This window comes from Sphaerotilus sp., from assembly GCF_034519685.1.
Classification (GTDB): Bacteria; Pseudomonadota; Gammaproteobacteria; order Burkholderiales; family Burkholderiaceae_C; genus Sphaerotilus.
In genome coordinates this window covers 808921-824520 of the sequence record NZ_JAXHOF010000003.1, presented here as the reverse complement: position 1 = coordinate 824520, position 15600 = coordinate 808921, and the positions used below count along the sequence as shown (strand labels likewise).

Sequence of the window (15600 nt, the reverse complement as noted above, 5' to 3'; positions counted from 1 at the left end):
CGCCTCAGGCGCCGACCAGCAGCGCGCCGCTGGTGCGGTTGGTGGTCGGATCGACGACGATCAGCGCGCCGCCGACGCGGTTGTCCGCATAGGCCTCGACGGGGAGCGCCTGCTGGGTTTGGATCTGCACGCGGCCGATCTCGTTGACGGCCAGCTCGTGCGCGTCGACTTCTTCGAGCGTGTTGATGTCCAGCCGGTGGTCGATGGCCGTGATGCGGGCCTGCACCCAGCGGTTGCCGTGGCGCACCCAGTATTTGCGGCCCAGGACGGCCGGTTCGGTGTCCAGCCACGCCAGCGTGCCGGAGAAGGTCTGCTGCGTCGGGGCGCTGCCGGGCGTGAAGACCCAGTCGCCGCGCGAGACATCGACCTGGCGGTCCAGCACGATGCCAGCGGACTGCCCGGCGGTGCAGGCGTCCACCACGCTGCCGGCGTGGCGCACGGCGGCGACGATGGCGGTCTCGCCGCTCGGGAAGATCTGCACGGTGTCGCCGGCCTTGACCGAGCCGTGGGCGATGCGGCCCCACATGACGCGGTGCTGGTGGCCGGTGCCCTGGCCCTCGTCGCGGGCGACGTACTGCACCGGCACGAGCAGGTTGCCGTCGTGCGCTTCATCCGCGACCGGCAGCGTCTCCAGCAGTTGCAGCAGCGTCGGGCCGGTGTACCAGTCCCAGTTCGCCGAAGGCGTGGCCACGTTGTCGCCGCGCAGCGCGGACACCGGCACGATGCCGCGCACGGTGATGCCGGCTTCCTCGGCGAACCGGGTCAGCGCCTTGGCGACGGCGTCGAAGGCGGCTTGCGTGCCGACCTCGATCGCGTCGAGCTTGTTGATCGCGAAGACGATGCTCGGCACGCGCAGCAGGCGGGCCAGCAGGCTGTGGCGGCGCGTCTGCGGCAGCAGCACGACCTCGTCCACCGCCGTGTCGAGCTTGGTGATGTCCACCAGCACCACGGCGGCGTCCGAGCCGGCCGCAGCCGTCACCATGTTGCGCGTGTACTGCTCATGGCCGGGGGCGTCGGCGATGATGAACTTGCGCGACTTGGTGGCGAAATATTGATACGCCACGTCAATCGTGATGCCCTGTTCGCGCTCGGCCTCCAGGCCGTCGGTCAGCAGCGACAGGTCGATCGGCGCACCGGCGGCGCGCTTTTCCAGCGCGTCGAGCTTGTCGGCCAGGATGCCTCGGCTGTCGAACAGTAGGCGGCCGATCAGCGTGCTCTTGCCGTCGTCCACGCTGCCGGCGGTCAGGAAGCGCAGCGCCTTGTGGGCCAGTTCTTCACCAGCGTCGATGTGTTCCACGGTGCTCATCAGAAATAACCTTCTTTTTTGCGGCGCTCCATCGAAGCTTCCGATGTGCGGTCGTCCATGCGGGTCGCGCCGCGTTCGGAGACGGTGACTTGCAGCGTCTCGGCCACGATGTCGGCGGTGGTGGCGGCGTCCGACTCCACCGGGCAGGTGCAGGTCATGTCCCCCACGGTGCGGAAGCGCACGTCCACAGTCTCTACCGTGTCGCTCGCGTTCGGCGGCGTCACATGCGTCACGGGCACCAGCAGGCCCTTGCGGCGGTAGATCTCGCGCTTGTGCGTGTAGTAGATGTCGGGCAGCGGGATATTCTCGCGGGCGATGTAGAGCCACACGTCGAGTTCAGTCCAGTTGCTGATCGGGAAGGCGCGGAAATGCTCGCCCGGCTTGATGCGGGTGTTGAACAGGTTCCAGAGTTCCGGGCGCTGCTCCTTGGGCTGCCACTGGCCGAAGCTGTCGCGGTGCGAAAAGATGCGTTCCTTGGCGCGGGCCTTCTCTTCGTCGCGGCGGGCGCCGCCGATCATGCAGTCGAAGCGGTGCTCCTCGATCGTCTCCAGCAGCGTCACCGTCTGGTGGCCGTTGCGCGACTCCAGCGGGTGCGCCAGGCGGATCGTGCCGCGCTGCATCGAGTCTTCGAGGTGCCCGACGATCAGCCGCTCGCCCATCTCGGCCACGCGGGCGTCACGGAACTCGATGACTTCGGGGAAGTTGTGGCCGGTGTCCACATGGACCAGCGGGAAGGGCAGCTTGCCGGCGAACACCGGGCGCTCGCCGGGCTTCGACAGCTTCTGCTTGAAGGCTTTTTCCGCGAGGTGCAGCACCACGCAGGAATCCTTGCCGCTGGAGAACAGCAGGCCGGGGCGCTCGAAGGCGCCGGCGACTTCGCGCAGGATGAAGATCGCTTCTTCTTCCAGCGCGTCGAGGTGGCGGTGGTCCACGTCGGGGAGCAGGTGGGTCATGGTCGTCGGGGCGTTCATTCGTCGGATCGGGTCAGGCGGCGGTGGACTTGACGTGCAGGCCGCATTCCTTGGCCGACTCGTCCTCCCACCACCAGCGGCCGGCGCGGAACTCCTGCCCGACCGCGATGGCGCGGGTGCAGGGAGCGCAGCCGATGCTGGGCATGAACTGGTCGTGCAGCGGGTTGTACGGCACACCGTTCGTCGCGATGTAGTGCCACACGTCGTTCCAGCTCCAGTCCACCAGGGGGCTGATTTTCGCACGGCCGTTGTCGTCGGTCTCCACGGCCTGTGCTTCGCTGCGGGCGTTGGACTGGTCGCGGCGCAGCCCGGTCACCCACGCGGTGCGCCCGGCGAGCATCCGGCCGAGCGGCTCCATCTTGCGGATGCCGCAGCACGCCTTGCGCAGGGCGAGGCTCTCATACATCGCCTTCTCGCCGTTCGTGCGCACGAACTGGATCACCGATTCCTCGACCGGCCGATACACCTCAACCGCCAGGCCGTAGTGCTCGGTGATGCGCGGGATCAGCGCCGCAGTCTCGGCGTGCAGCGCGCTAGTCTCCAGCGTGGCCAGCGTGATCGGCAGACCCAGCTTGGCGATCAGGTCGGTGACGACCATGTCCTCGGCACCGAGGCTGGTGGACTGGAGGATCGTGCCGGGGTGGGCGGCGGCGGCGTCCTTCAGGATCTGGACCGTGGCGGCCAGCCGCTCGTCGAAGCCGGCCGTCTTGCGGCCGTACAGGGCAATGGCGCTCATATCGCGGCTCCTGCGTTCAGGTACTCGGTGGCGCCCGCTTCGGCGGCCGGACGGGCGAAGACCGGGCGCGGCTCGCGCACATCGCCCTGGTAGTGGCCGGGGAAGAACATCAGGGCGCGGTCGGCCGCTTCCAGCGACTGGTCGCGCCGCAGCACGGCAGCGTCGAAGCCCGTGCGCTGCAGCAGCAGCACCATGTCCACCAGCACGTCGCCGGTGGCGCGGACCTCGCCCGCGAAGCGGTAGCGGCGGCGCAGCAGGCGGGCCTGCGTGTAGGCGCGGCCGTCTACCCACTTGGGGAACTGCAGCACGACCAGCGACAGCCGCGGCAGGTCCGCCTCCAGCGTCTCGATGTCCACGGTGTTGGGCACGATCACGCCGGTGAGCAGGCCCGCGGGCCAGGTCTCGCGCACGGCGTGCCACTGCGCCAGCGTCAGCAGCTGGTGGTCACGGGCGACGGGGTGGGGCGAGGGGCCGTCTTCACCGCCGACGGTGTGCCACGGGTCGTGAGGGGTGTCGATGAATTTCATGGTCGTGTCCGGTCGGATCAGGCCGCGTGGCGGGCGGTGGCGGTGCGCTGGGCGTTGGCGGCGGCCTTGAACGGCTCCAGGCCGAGGCGGTGCAGCGTGTCGATGAACTTCTCGCCGGCCTCGCGTTCGCTGCGGTAGGTCTCCAGGATGGCCTCCACCGCGTCGGTGATCTCGCTGGCGGCGAACGACGGGCCGATCACCTTGCCGGGCACGGCGATCGGGGCGTGCGCCGAGCCGTCCGAGCCGCCGAGCGTGACCTGGTACCACTCGGATCCATCCTTGTCGACGCCGAGGATGCCGATGTGGCCGCTGTGGTGGTGGCCGCAGGAGTTGATGCAGCCGCTGATGTGCAGGTCGATCTCGCCGAGGTCGAACACCTCGTCCAGATCCGAGAACCGCTCCGTCAGCTCGGCCGCCACCGGGATGGAGCGGGCGTTGGCCAGGTCGCAGAAATCGCCGCCGGGGCAGGCGATCATGTCGGTGACGAGGCCGATGTTCGGCGTGGCGTAGCCGGCGGCCTTGGCGGCGGCGTAGACCTCGGGCAGGTCGCTGGCCTTGATCCACGGCAGCAGCAGGTTCTGGTCATGCGTCACGCGCAGCTCGCCGAAGGAGTAGCGGTCGGCCAGATCGGCGGCCTGGTCCATCTGCACGTCGGTCACGTCGCCCGGCGCCTGACCGGCGCGCTTGACCGACAGCGTCACCGCTCGCCAGCCCGGCACCTGGTGCGCATGCACGTTGCGCTGGATCCAGCGCTGGTAGGCCAGCGGCAGGTCGGCGGGCAGGCCCACCTCGGGCTGCGGCGTGACGGCGGCTGGGCGGGTGAAGCAGGCAGCGACACGGTCGAACTCGGCCTGCGGGATGATCTGCGCGTCACCGTCGGTGTCGTGCGCCAGGATGGCGGCGAACTCGGCGTTCACGGCGTCGAAGAACCTCTGGCCTTCGGCCTTGACGAGGATCTTGATGCGCGCCTTGTAGGCGTTGTCGCGGCGGCCGTAGCGGTTGTAGACCCGCACGATGGCTTCCAGGTAGACGAGGATCTGCTGCCAGGGCACGAAGGCGCTGATGACGCTGCCGATGATCGGCGTGCGGCCCATGCCGCCGCCGACCTGCACACGAAAGCCGATCTCGCCCGCGTCGTTCTTCAGCAACTGCAGGCCCACGTCATGCCAGCCGATCGCGGCGCGGTCTTCCACGGCGCCCGAGACGGCGATCTTGAACTTGCGCGGCAGGAAGGCGAACTCGGGGTGCAGCGTGCTCCACTGGCGCAGCAGCTCGCAGTAGGGGCGCGGATCGACGAGTTCGTCGGCGGCGACACCGGCCAGCCCGTCGGTGGTGGTGTTGCGGATGCAGTTGCCGCTGGTCTGGATGCCGTGCAGGTCGGCCGCGGCCAGCTTGTCCATCACGTCGGCGGCCTGCGTCAGCGGGATCCAGTTGAACTGGACGTTCTGGCGGGTCGTGAAGTGGGTGTAGCCGCGGTCATGGACGCGGGCGATCTCGGCCAGCGCGCGGATCTGGCGGCTGCTGATCGCGCCGTAGGGCACGGCCACGCGCAGCATCGGCGCATGGCGCTGGATGTACCAGCCGTTCTGCAGTCGCAGCGCCTTGAAGTCGTCGCCGTCCAGCTTGCCGGCGAAGTGGCGGTCGAGCTGGTCGCGGAACTGCGCGGCGCGGGCGTGGACGAACTGGCGGTCGAAATCGGTGTACTGGTACATGGCTTACTGGAGCGCCTGGTAGAGGTTGTAGAGGCTGATCAGCGAGATGACCGTGCCCACGAGGGCGAGCAGTGCCTTGGTGTGCAGCCGCTTGGTCAGCATGGCGGCCAGCGGGGCGGCGAACAGGCCGCCGATCACCAGGCCTGCGACGGTCGGCCAGGGGCTTTCCCCGACCAGCATGGCAAACACGCCGGCGCTGACGAAGGTGAGAAAAAACTCGGCCAGGTTGACCGAGCCGATGGTCATGCGGGGGTCGTGCCCGGTGCCCACCAGCGTCGTGGTCACGACCGGCCCCCAGCCGCCACCGCCGATTGCATCGACAAAACCGCCCAGCAGTCCGAGCTTGGCGACATGGCGCGGCTCCTCGTGGCGGGTGCGGATCTTGCGGAAGATCTTGCTGATGACATAGAGGCCCATCACCAGCAGGTAGGCCGCGATGAACGGCTTGATCGCATTGCCGTCGACGCTGGAGACGATCCACGCGCCGGTGCTGGCACCGATGATGCCCGGCACCAGCAGGCGAAGGAACAGGTTCTTGTTGACGTTGCCGAGCTTGATGTGGGTGATGCCGGACACGCCGGTGGTGAACACCTCGGCGATGTGGACCGCTGCGCTGGCGACAGCCGGGCTGCTGCCGGTGGCGAGCAAAAAGCTGGTGGAGGTGATGCCATAGGCCATGCCCAGGGCGCCGTCCACGGTCTGGGCCAGCAGCCCCACGGCCACAGCGTTCCAGAAGGCGCGGCTTTCCAGGGTCTGGGCGATGATCTGGAATCCCGTGTGACCATCGGGCTGGTTGAACAGGCGCGTGCCGAGGTAGATGGTCACGCCCATGAGCAGGAACACCACCGACCACATGGCGAAGCGCAGCACGGGATGATCGGCAGAATGCGTCAGCGCGTTCTCGACCGGCGGCAGGCCAAGGGCCTGGTGCTCGGCGTTGATCGGGTTGTCGGAGAGGTCTAGGTCACGGATCTTCATATAGGGGGCGCATCCTAACGGCGCCTCTTATTACTTCAAAGTACATAAAAGTAGGTAGCTTATAACTGTGATGAAAAAAGAAACGCAAACCATGCCCGCTGAAGCCCTGGCGCGTGTGGATCGGCGGCGGTGGCTGGGGCTGGGTAGCGGGATGGCGGCGGCCTGGTTGACCGGCTGCACGACGGCGCCGACCGCTCCGACGGGCCCGTCGATCGACCTCGGCGACGTGCCGCGCCCGGCGGTGCGCGCCCCCCGCATCGGGCTGGCGCTGGGCGGCGGCGCGGCGCGCGGCTTTGCGCACATCGGCGTGATCCAGGTGCTGGAGGAAAACGGCATCCGCCCCGACCTCGTCGTCGGCACCTCGGCCGGCAGCGTGGTCGCCGCGCTCTACGCCTCGGGCCACACCGGCGCGCAGCTCGCCACGCTGGCCGACGGCATGGACGAGGCGACGATCACCGACTGGGCCTTCCCGCTGCGGGGCGCGATCCGTGGCGAGGCGCTGGCCACCTACATCCGCAAGAACACCGGCGGCAAGACCATCGAGCAGATGAAGCTGCCGCTCGGCATCGTCGCCACCGACCTGGCCGACGGCCAGCCGATCCTGTTCCGGCGCGGCGACACCGGCACGGCGGTGCGGGCGTCGAGTTCGGTGCCGGCCGTGTTCCAGCCGGTGAAGATCGGCGAGCGCGAGTATGTGGACGGCGGGCTGGTGGCGCCGGTGCCGGTGCGGTTCGCCAAGCAGATGGGCGCCGAGTTCGTCATCGCGGTCGACATCTCGTCGCCACCGGACGGCGCGGCCACGGGCGACGCGATGCGCATGCTGCTGCAGACGTTTTCCATCATGGGCCGCAGCATCAACAACTTCGAGCTGAAGGAGGCCGACATCGTGCTGCGCCCCCGGCTCAACGGCATCTCCAGCGCCGACTTCGCCGCCCGCAAGCGCTCGATCGCGGCCGGGCGGGAGATGGGGCTGGCGATGCTGGCGGAGATCAAGGGGAAGATTGCGGCGAAGACGCGGTGAGCGGGGTCCACCACATCGCCAGCGGCACGCCCCAGAGGTCTGGCCCGAACGCCACCACTTCCTGCCCGGCGTACAGCACGTAGCCGCGCCGGAATCGCGCCGGCTCTGTCTCCTGCAGGTGGCGCAGCCCCTTGAAATCGTTCGCGCCGAGCGACACGGCTGCCTTGACCTCGATCCCGGTCAGCGCGCCCTGTCGGGTCTCCAGCACAAAATCCACCTCCTGCCCGGCCTGCGTGCGGTAGTGCCACAGCGTCAGACCCTGGTCGCTGAACGCCAGGTGCTTGAGCAGTTCGGTCAGCACCCAGGTCTCGATCAGTGCGCCGGGCAGGCCGAGCGCACTGTCCAGTGATGCGGCGTCCTGCCCGGTCAGGTGGGCGAGCAGGCCGCTGTCGGGCAGGTAGACCTTGGGCGTCTTCACCAGCCGTTTGCCCGCGTTGCGCTCCCAGGGCAGCAGGCGGTGAACGAGGAACAGCGTCTCCAGCAGCGCGAAATAGCGCTTGAGCGTCGTCTGCTGCAGGCCGTTGACGCGCGCGAGTTCAGCGAAGTTGAGCAGGCCGCCGCTGCGCAGCGCGAGCAGGTGCAGCAGGTTCGGCAGCGCCTGCAACTGCTCCACCCGGGCGAGGTCTTGCACGTCACGCTGCATCACCGCCTGCAGGTAGCTGTCGAACCACGCCCGCCGCCGTGCCGCTGTCGCCCGCTGGGCCGCTTCGGGGAAACCGCCGCGCACGAGGATGTCGATCAGCGCAGGGCGAGGGCAGGGCAGGGTGCCGACGCGCTCGGGGCCACCGTCCACCAGCCACTCGGCGAGGTTGCGCGCCGGCTGGTCGGCGCGCTCGGCGCTGGACAGCGGCCACAGCGACAGAATCTCCATCCGCCCCGCCAGCGAGTCCGCGATCTGCGGCAACAGCAGCACGTTGGCCGAGCCGGTCAGCAGGAAACGGCCGGGCGTGCGGTCGCGGTCCACGGCCGCCTTGATCGGCAGGAAGATTTCCGGCGCTCGCTGCACCTCGTCGAGCACGACCGGGCCGCTCAAGCCTTGGATGAAACCGGCGGGATCGTGCCGTGCGGCGGCGAGGACCGCCGGATCGTCGAGCGTCAGGTAGCGGCGACGGCCCGGCTCGGCGAGCGTCTGGGCGAGTGTGCTCTTGCCGGTCTGGCGGGCGCCGTTGAGCAGGACGACCGGGGTGTCGGCCAGGGCATCGGTCAGGCGCGGGGCGATGTGGCGGGGGTGCATGGAGGGAGTTTAGTGGTTGAATATCAGCCGTTCAATGGTTGATTTTCATGGGAATTCCCGGTGCCACCTGAGGAACTGTCGTCCGGATCTGGCATCCTCGCGCAGGTGGGACAGAAAAAGCCAGGAGATGGGGAATGTCAGCGTCAGAGGTTGCGACCGTTCGGATCTTTCTTGCGTCGCCGAGCGCGGACACGCAGGCGGCGAGGCGCAAGGTCGTCGAGACCATTGCGGAACTTCAGCGGGACGGTGAGTTCGCCGGGCGGCTTCGGCTGGAGCTGCTGCGCTGGGACGACGAGATGCGGGCTGTCATGTGCGAGGCTGACCTTGCCCCTGGATTCCGTATCCCATAGCTGGACTACGCGCTGGCTTGCCTGGGTTGGCCGGCGAGCCAGTTTTCTTCGAACTGCATCGGGCTGACATAAGCCAGCGTCGAGTGCAATCGCGCCCGGTTGTACCAGAGCATCCAGGCCATGATTTCATCCTTGGCCTGGCGCCTGCTTTCGAAGCGCTGGCCGTGCAGACGCTCGACCTTCAGTGAGCCGAACAAGGTCTCACTGCAGGCGTTGTCCCAGCAGTTGCCACGCCGACTCATCGAGGCGGTGATGCCGTAGTCGGCCAGCGCGTCGCGGAAGTCCTTGCTGGCGTACTGACTGCCTCGGTCGCTGTGGAAGATCAGGCCGGCGTCCTTGCCCGGATGCCGCTTGAACCAGGCCATGCGCAGCGCATCGATCACCAGCTCGCGCGCCATGTCCTGGCGCAGCGCCCAGCCCACCACCTGGCGGCTGAACAGGTCGATCACTACGGCCAGGAACAGCCAGCCCTCGTCGGTGGCGATGTACGTGAGATACCGTCGGCGAATTGCAAAATCCGATGACGGTGGGCAAGCTTTGCGGATCGAAGTACAGCGATGCGACAGCATCCCGAAGATGAGCCTGAAGCCCAGCCCGATAGAAGGCATCCCTGCCGAGACCGAACGTGTGGCCCGAGCGGCGTTTCCACGTGGCACGACGATCACGCGCCTGCGCGACGAGTTCACCGAGTTGTACCGCGATGAAGACTTCGCCTCGCTCTACCCCCGTCGAGGGCAACCCGGTCTGGCACCCTGGCGGCTGGCCCTGGTGACCGTCTTCCAGTTCCTGGAGCATCTGAGCGACCGCCAGGCGGCCGATGCAGTGCGCTCGCGCATCGACTGGAAGTACGCGCTGGGGTTGGAGCTGACGGATCCTGGATTTCACTTCAGCGTGCTGACAGAGTTCCGCGACCGGCTGCTCAAGGCAGAGGCCGAGCACCTGTTGCTGGACAGGATGCTCGCGCATTTCAAGGCCCGCGGGCTGCTCAAGGCCCGTGGACGGCAGCGCACGGACAGCACACATGTGCTGGCGGCAGTGCGCGATCTGCGGCTACTGGAGTTGATCACCGAGACGCTGCGGGCCACGCTGAACGAGCTGGCGGTTGCAGCACCTGAGTGGCTCGGCGAAGTGGCACAGCCGGAGTGGTTCGAACGCTATGCGCGTCGAGCCGAAGATTGGCGACTGCCTGGCGGGAGCCGACCCAAACGGGAGGCCTACGCGCAGCAAGTCGGCGCGGACGGAGTGCGCTTGCTGGGAGCACTGGACGAACCCTCCGCCCCGCCGGCAGCAGGCGAGGTACCGACACTGCCCCTGCTGCGGCAGGTCTTGTGGACCTATTTCGACCGAGGCGCCGACGGCACGCTGCGCTGGCGTGACGGCGCAGAACTGCCACCGGTCGGCGAGCGCATCCAGACGCCCTACGACCCAGAGATGCACTACAGCACCAAGCGCGGCATGGAATGGTCGGGCTACAAGGTGTGAGGTGTCCTGTCAACCGTGGACAGTCGAAGTTAATGCGCAGAGCGCAGTTGTTGATAGAACTGCCGAGCAAAGACGGCAGGCGGGAGGTTGCCGATGGCGCTGTGGCGACGCTGGCGGTTGTAGAAGACCTCGATCCACTCGGTGATTTCGGCAATGGCCTGAGCGCGGGTGGCAAAGCGCCGGTGGTGGACGAGTTCGTTCTTCAGGCTCCCCCAGAAGCTCTCCATCGGGGCGTTGTCGTAGCAGTTGCCGCGACGTGACATCGACGCCCGCATGCCCAGTGCATCGAGCGCATGGCGGTAGTCGCGGGCGCAATACTGGCTGCCCCGGTCGGAGTGGTGGATCAGCCCGGGCGGGGGTCGGCGCCGGGCATGGGCGTGGCCCAGCGCGCGCAGGCAGAGCTGCTGGGTCATGCGCTCGTCCATCGCATAGCCGACGATCTCTCGGGTACACATGTCCTTGAGTCCGGCCAGGTAGAGCCAGCCCTCGTCGGTGCGGATGTAGGTGATGTCGGTGAGCCAGATCCGATCAGGGGCGCTGGCGGTGAAGTCCTGCAGCAGCAGGTTGTCGGCCACGGGCAGCAGGTGCTCGGAGTCCGTGGTGACGCGAAAGCAGCGCTTCTGCCGGCAACGCAGCGCCATCGTGCGGCGCAGTCGGTCCACACGGTCCCGCCCGGCCTCGAAGCCCTGCGCCCGCAACTCCGCCAGCACCCGGCGCGTGCCGTAGGTCTGGCGGCTGGCCGCATGCACCCCTCGGATGGCCACCTTCAGCCGCTCGTCGTCGCGCTGACGGGCCGAGGCTGGCCTCTCGCACCAGGCGTAGTACCCGCTGCGCGAGACCCCCAGCGCCGAGCACAGCACCGCCACCGGATAGTCGTGTCGAGCCTGCAGCTCCTTCATGACCGCGTACCTTGCAGCGACTCCCTCGCAAAGTACGCGGCCGCTTTTTTTACGATTTCGCGCTCCATCTCCACCCGCGCCAGTTCCCGGCGCAGCCGGCTGACCTCGGCCTTCAGTTCCGCCACCGAAGGCTCGGCCGCCTTCAGCGCCTGCGCTCCCCGGCGCTGGCTGCTCGCCACCCAGTTGCTCAGCGAGCCCTTCGGAATGCCCACTCTCTGGGCTGCTTCCTGGTGTGACAGCTTCTGTTCCAGCACCAGCTTTACCGCTTCCGCCTTGAACTCTGCTGTGTAGCTTTGGTTCTTCTTCATCGTCTTTCTCGTCGTGTCACCGGGTCAAGTGGGTGTCCACGGAAGTCAGGCTACCTCAGTGCATGTGACCGAGACCTGCGAAGCCACGGCAGTGAATCTGATCACCCATGTCGAGACGCGCCCGGCCATGGAGCCTGACATGAACGCCTTGGCGGGCATTCATGCGCGGCTGGCACAGCGGGAATTGCTGCCCGACGAGCACTTCGTCGACTCGGGCTACGTCAACGCGGAACTGCTCGTGTCCAGCCGGCGCGATCATGGTGTCTCGCTGCAGGGGCCTGTGCGAGGGCTGTCAACCAAGGCTGTCAAGGCCGAGCAGGGATACGACCTGCCGCACTTCGCGATCGACTGGATGCGGGAGCAGGTTACCTGCCCTCAAGGCAACGTCTCGGTCGGATGGACCACCAAGTCAGACCCGACCGGGCAGACGCGCATCCATGTCCGGTTCGGCCGAGCCGACTGCGGCGCCTGTGAGGCACGGCCGTCCTGCACGACGTCCAAGGCGGCCCGCCGAACGTTGTTCTTCCATCCCCGCGAGCAGTACGAGGCACTCAACGCCGCGCGGGCACGCATGCACGATCCCGATTGGAAACAGCGGTATCGTGTTCGTGCCGGTATCGAGGGGACCCTGTCGCAGGGTGTGCGGGCATTTGGCATGCGTCGCAGTCGCTACATCGGCATGGCCAAGACAGGGTTGCAACAGGTCCTGGCAGCCGTCGGCATCAACACAACTCGTGTCATTGCCTGGCTCGACGACAGGCCCAGACGGGCTGCCACTCGCCTCTCCCGCTTCGCTCGATTGACTCCGGGGGGCGTTTGAATTCGCCGACGGTATCTACGTGATGTCGCCCACCCAAGCCTTGTCGGGCTCGGCCACCGTGAACTCGCGGTTGAGCAGGTTCGGTGCAATGGGCAGGTCATGCTTGCTGTCGGTGGTGACCTTGAAGCGCCGTTTGCCCTTGGCACGGATGCCGTGCTGCTGCATGAGCTTTTGAACCCGGTCCTTGCCCACCCGGATGCCTCGGGCCAGCAGTTCCTTCCAGGTCCGCGGCCAGCCGTAGCCAGCGCGTGTCTCAGCGTGGATCGCCTTGATGTGCACCAGCAGCGCGTCGTCGCTGAGGTGGCGCCGCTGGGCGTTGCTGGCGCGGCGCACGAAGTGCTCGTGGTACCCCGCCACGCTGACCTGCAGCACCCGGCACTGCACCGAGATTGGCCACACGCGCCGGTGGCGCTGGATGAAGGCGTACTTCACTTCGCAGCCTTTGCTTCGTGTGAGCCGTCGCTTTTCCCAGAATGTCACGCTCCATCGTCACCCGCGCCAACTCGGCACGCAGCCGGGCAATCTCCATCTGTTCGGCGCTCACGGGCTTGCTGTCCGCACCCGTGAGCTTGCCCTGCCGCTTGGCCTTGACCCAGTTGAACAAGGTCTGATCGACCACGCCCAGCGTACGGGCCGCCGCCGCGATGCTCTGCCCGCCCTCGACCAGGCGTACCGCTTCCTGCTTGAACTCCAACGTGTAGCGCGCCCTTGGCGCCGCCTTCGGTTTCGTCATTTCCGTTCTCCTTGCTGACATTGCATCACTCAGCATGGGAGACGGTTTCCGAGGGCAAGGTCAGTCTACGGTTGGTGCGCAGGTTGGCCCCCCATTCAGAACCCGGTTTTCTGGACCATCGCGCCACCGATGAAACCTCCTCGCGATGAACCATGACCGCGTTTCCTTGGCAATCGACTGATCCATTGGATTACACTCGATTGCCATGCAGACCGTCGCCGAACTGCCCGAATACCAGAAGCGCGCTGCCAAGCTGCTTTCGGAGGAGGACCGTCGCGCCATCGTCACCTACCTCGCTGAGCACCCGAGAGCGGGTGACTTGATCGAAGGCACCGGCGGCGTTCGCAAGCTGCGTTGGGGACGTGATGGTCGGGGCAAGAGTGGCGGCGTTCGAGTGATCTACTACGTTCACAGTGATGTCATGCCGCTGTATCTGCTGACAATGTTCGCCAAGAACGAGCGGGCGAACTTGACCCGTGCCGAGTGCCATGCACTGGCCGGGCTGGTCGATCTGCTGGTGGACATTTGGCTTGAACGGACCACAAAGTAAGGACAGCAACCCCATGAGCACCGCATTCGAGAGCATCCGCCAGGGCCTGAAGGAGGCCGCTGCCCACGCCCGTGGCGAAACAGACGGCGTCACGGTCTACCGGCCAGTCCCGGTCGATGTGGCGGGCGTGCGGGCACGGCTGGGTTTGACACAAGACCAGTTCGCGGCGCGTTTCGGTTTCTCGGTGGCGACGCTGCGGCACTGGGAGCGCGGCGACCGCCGGCCGCAGGGAGCAGCGCTCGTGCTGCTGAACCTGATCGACCGGGAGCCGCAGGTGGTGATGCGGGCGCTGCGATAGTAGAGATCGGCACCGGCACTCGGCGTGACCGCGCTGGTGACTCAGGCCCGCCGCCGCGCCATCCACACCAGCGCCCCCGCCGTCATCGCCACCGGCACCAGCGACCCCACATTGAGCAGCGCCCACCCCTGCGTCGTCACCAGCAACCCCGACGCGAACGACGTCACCGCCAGCACCGCGAAGACGCAGAAGTTCAGCGCCCCCTGCGCCCGGTCCTTCTCCTCGGGCGCATACGCCTGCAGCGACAGCGTCGTGGCGCCGGTGAACAGGAAGTTCCAGCCCACGCCGAGCACGAACAGCGCGATCAGGAAACGGTGCAGGTCCACTCCCGTCAGCGCCACCGCGATGCACAGCGCGTTCAGCGCCACGCCGACCGCCATGATCCGCATCACGCCGAAGCGCTTGATGAGCTGCCCGGTGAAGAAACCCGGCGCGAACATGCCGATGACGTGCCACTCCAGCACCAGCGCGGTGTCCGAGAACGGCAGGCCGCACTGGTCCATCGCGATCGGCGTCGAGGCCATCAGCAGGTTCATCACCCCGTAACCGAGCGAACTGCACAGCGCCGCGACGATGAACACCGGCTGGCGCACGATCTCGGCCATCGGGCGGCCGCCGCTGGCCGTCTTCTTCACGGGTGGCGGCGGAAAGTCGATCGCCGCCAGCACCAGCATCGACAGCAACGCCACCCCGGCCAGCGCCACATAGGCGCCCGCAAACGGCACGGCCATCAGCGTGCGCGTCTGGGCCGCGAGGTTCGGGCCGGCGATGGCACCGATCAGCCCCCCGGCCATGACCATCGAGACGGCCTTTTCCGGCCCCGTGGACCCGGCCAGCTCGGCGGCGGCGAAGCGGTAGAGCTGTGCGTTGGCGTTGAAATACCCCGCGACCACCGTGGCCAGGCACAGCAGCTCGAAATGCCGCCCCACCGCCGCCCAGGCGCACGCCAGCGCCGACAGGAACGCCACCGCCGCGCCCATCTGGAACGAGGTCTTGCGCCCGAACCGTGCCTGCGTGCGCGCCACGAGGGAGGTCGACATCGCCCCGCCGAGCACATAGCCCATCACCGGCAGCGTCGCCATCCAGCCGAGTGGCGCCAGCGCCAGCCCCACCAGCCCGTTGATCGCGATGAAGGCGACGTTGTTGGTGAGGAACAGGCCTTGTGCGGCGGCCAGCAGCCAGAGGTTGCGGTTCACATTGCCGGCCGGTTCAGCGCGTGACCGCCGGCTTGAACACCGCGCCGCCGATCACGCTGCCGGCCTTCAGCCCGCGCTTGTCGAACCAGCCCTTGTTCATCTCCAGCACGAAGCGCACGGGTTTCTTCGAGCAGTGCGAATCGTCCGACTGCGGCTTCATGTCCGCGATGTTGACGATGGTGCCGCTGTCGTCGATGAAGGCCGCCGACAGCGGGATCAGCGTGTTGCGCATCCAGAAGCATTGCACCTCCGGCCGCTCGAACACGAAGACCATGCCGTCGCTGGCGCCCATGCTCGGCCGGTGCATCAACCCGATCTGGCGCTCCAGATCATCGTCGGCGACTTCGGCGCGGATCAGGTGCATGCCGGCCGTGAGCTGGGTGGTGGGCAGCTTCTGCGGGCCAGTCTGGGCGTTGGCACCGAGCGACAACAAGCCCAGGACAGCGAGCGCGCTCTGTGCCATGTGTCGGGTCAACCGA

General features: G+C 67.4%; 15 protein-coding genes and 2 pseudogenes. 5 read left to right on the top strand and 12 right to left on the bottom strand.

Annotated elements, in window-relative coordinates; genetic code table 11:
- Positions 1-4 precede the first annotated feature (4 nt).
- From U5O44_RS07455 to U5O44_RS07430, 6 genes are read right to left on the bottom strand one after another with little or no spacing between them, the layout of a single operon-like run.
- On the bottom strand, positions 5-1306 hold the full coding sequence (locus tag U5O44_RS07455) for a sulfate adenylyltransferase subunit 1 (RefSeq protein ID WP_322587814.1): 1302 nt from the start codon (positions 1304-1306) through the stop codon (positions 5-7).
- On the bottom strand, positions 1306-2277 hold the full coding sequence (cysD, locus tag U5O44_RS07450) for a sulfate adenylyltransferase subunit CysD (RefSeq protein ID WP_322587813.1): 972 nt from the start codon (positions 2275-2277) through the stop codon (positions 1306-1308). Before cysD ends, U5O44_RS07455 begins: the two co-directional genes overlap by 1 nt.
- A gap of 13 nt (positions 2278-2290) precedes the next feature.
- Complete coding sequence (locus tag U5O44_RS07445) at positions 2291-3013, bottom strand: phosphoadenylyl-sulfate reductase (protein ID WP_322587812.1); 723 nt, start codon at positions 3011-3013, stop codon at positions 2291-2293.
- Entirely contained in the window at positions 3010-3540 is a 531-nt protein-coding gene (locus U5O44_RS07440; protein WP_322587811.1) for a DUF934 domain-containing protein, read from the bottom strand. Before U5O44_RS07440 ends, U5O44_RS07445 begins: the two co-directional genes overlap by 4 nt.
- Positions 3541-3557: 17 nt before the next feature.
- Complete coding sequence (locus U5O44_RS07435) at positions 3558-5252, bottom strand: nitrite/sulfite reductase (protein ID WP_322587810.1); 1695 nt, start codon at positions 5250-5252, stop codon at positions 3558-3560.
- A gap of 3 nt (positions 5253-5255) precedes the next feature.
- Entirely contained in the window at positions 5256-6230 is a 975-nt protein-coding gene (locus tag U5O44_RS07430; RefSeq protein ID WP_322587809.1) for a sulfite exporter TauE/SafE family protein, read from the bottom strand.
- A 91-nt stretch (positions 6231-6321) separates the two neighbouring features.
- Here U5O44_RS07430 and U5O44_RS07425 point away from each other — a divergent pair, with 91 nt between their 5' ends.
- The gene (locus U5O44_RS07425; protein WP_322587808.1) at positions 6322-7251 is read left to right on the top strand and encodes a patatin-like phospholipase family protein; all 930 of its coding nucleotides are present in this window, start codon (positions 6322-6324) and stop codon (positions 7249-7251) included.
- Here the strand turns inward: U5O44_RS07425 and U5O44_RS07420 are convergent.
- Both U5O44_RS07420 and U5O44_RS07415 read right to left on the bottom strand, forming a co-directional pair.
- Positions 7220-8485 carry an ATP-binding protein gene (locus U5O44_RS07420; protein ID WP_322587807.1) on the bottom strand — a complete coding sequence of 422 codons (1266 nt, stop codon included), beginning with the start codon at positions 8483-8485 and terminating at the stop codon, positions 7220-7222. The genes U5O44_RS07425 and U5O44_RS07420 overlap by 32 nt on opposite strands.
- A gap of 355 nt (positions 8486-8840) precedes the next feature.
- Positions 8841-9329 (bottom strand): annotated as a pseudogene (locus tag U5O44_RS07415) (IS3 family transposase); the annotation flags it as partial.
- Between the two features lie 82 nt (positions 9330-9411).
- On the opposite strand from U5O44_RS07415, the gene U5O44_RS07410 reads away from it, so the two are divergent.
- Positions 9412-10317: a transposase gene (locus U5O44_RS07410; RefSeq protein WP_322587806.1), complete on the top strand. Its 906-nt coding sequence runs from the start codon at positions 9412-9414 to the stop codon at positions 10315-10317.
- Between the two features lie 29 nt (positions 10318-10346).
- Here U5O44_RS07410 and U5O44_RS07405 read toward each other — a convergent pair.
- A protein-coding gene (locus U5O44_RS07405; protein ID WP_322586503.1) for an IS3 family transposase occupies positions 10347-11524 on the bottom strand; the annotation gives its coding sequence in 2 pieces (ribosomal slippage) (positions 10347-11257 and positions 11257-11524; 1179 coding nt in all).
- 91 nt (positions 11525-11615) lie between these two features.
- Here U5O44_RS07405 and U5O44_RS07400 point away from each other — a divergent pair.
- A complete protein-coding gene (locus tag U5O44_RS07400; RefSeq protein ID WP_322587805.1) occupies positions 11616-12344 on the top strand; it encodes a transposase in 729 nt (242 codons plus the stop codon).
- Between the two features lie 18 nt (positions 12345-12362).
- Here U5O44_RS07400 and U5O44_RS07395 read toward each other — a convergent pair.
- A pseudogene (locus U5O44_RS07395) lies at positions 12363-13077 on the bottom strand (IS3 family transposase); the annotation flags it as partial.
- Between the two features lie 205 nt (positions 13078-13282).
- Here U5O44_RS07395 and U5O44_RS07390 point away from each other — a divergent pair.
- Together U5O44_RS07390 and U5O44_RS07385 are read left to right on the top strand one after the other, a co-directional pair.
- Positions 13283-13627, top strand: a complete 345-nt coding sequence (locus U5O44_RS07390) for a type II toxin-antitoxin system RelE/ParE family toxin (protein ID WP_322587804.1) — start codon at positions 13283-13285, stop codon at positions 13625-13627.
- 13 nt (positions 13628-13640) lie between these two features.
- Positions 13641-13925: a helix-turn-helix domain-containing protein gene (locus tag U5O44_RS07385; RefSeq protein ID WP_322587803.1), complete on the top strand. Its 285-nt coding sequence runs from the start codon at positions 13641-13643 to the stop codon at positions 13923-13925.
- A gap of 41 nt (positions 13926-13966) precedes the next feature.
- Here U5O44_RS07385 and U5O44_RS07380 read toward each other — a convergent pair whose 3' ends face one another.
- Together U5O44_RS07380 and U5O44_RS07375 are read right to left on the bottom strand one after the other, a co-directional pair.
- Positions 13967-15121: an MFS transporter gene (locus tag U5O44_RS07380; protein ID WP_322587802.1), complete on the bottom strand. Its 1155-nt coding sequence runs from the start codon at positions 15119-15121 to the stop codon at positions 13967-13969.
- A gap of 13 nt (positions 15122-15134) precedes the next feature.
- Positions 15135-15584 carry a DUF192 domain-containing protein gene (locus U5O44_RS07375; RefSeq protein ID WP_322588485.1) on the bottom strand — a complete coding sequence of 150 codons (450 nt, stop codon included), beginning with the start codon at positions 15582-15584 and terminating at the stop codon, positions 15135-15137.
- Positions 15585-15600: the final 16 nt, after the last annotated feature.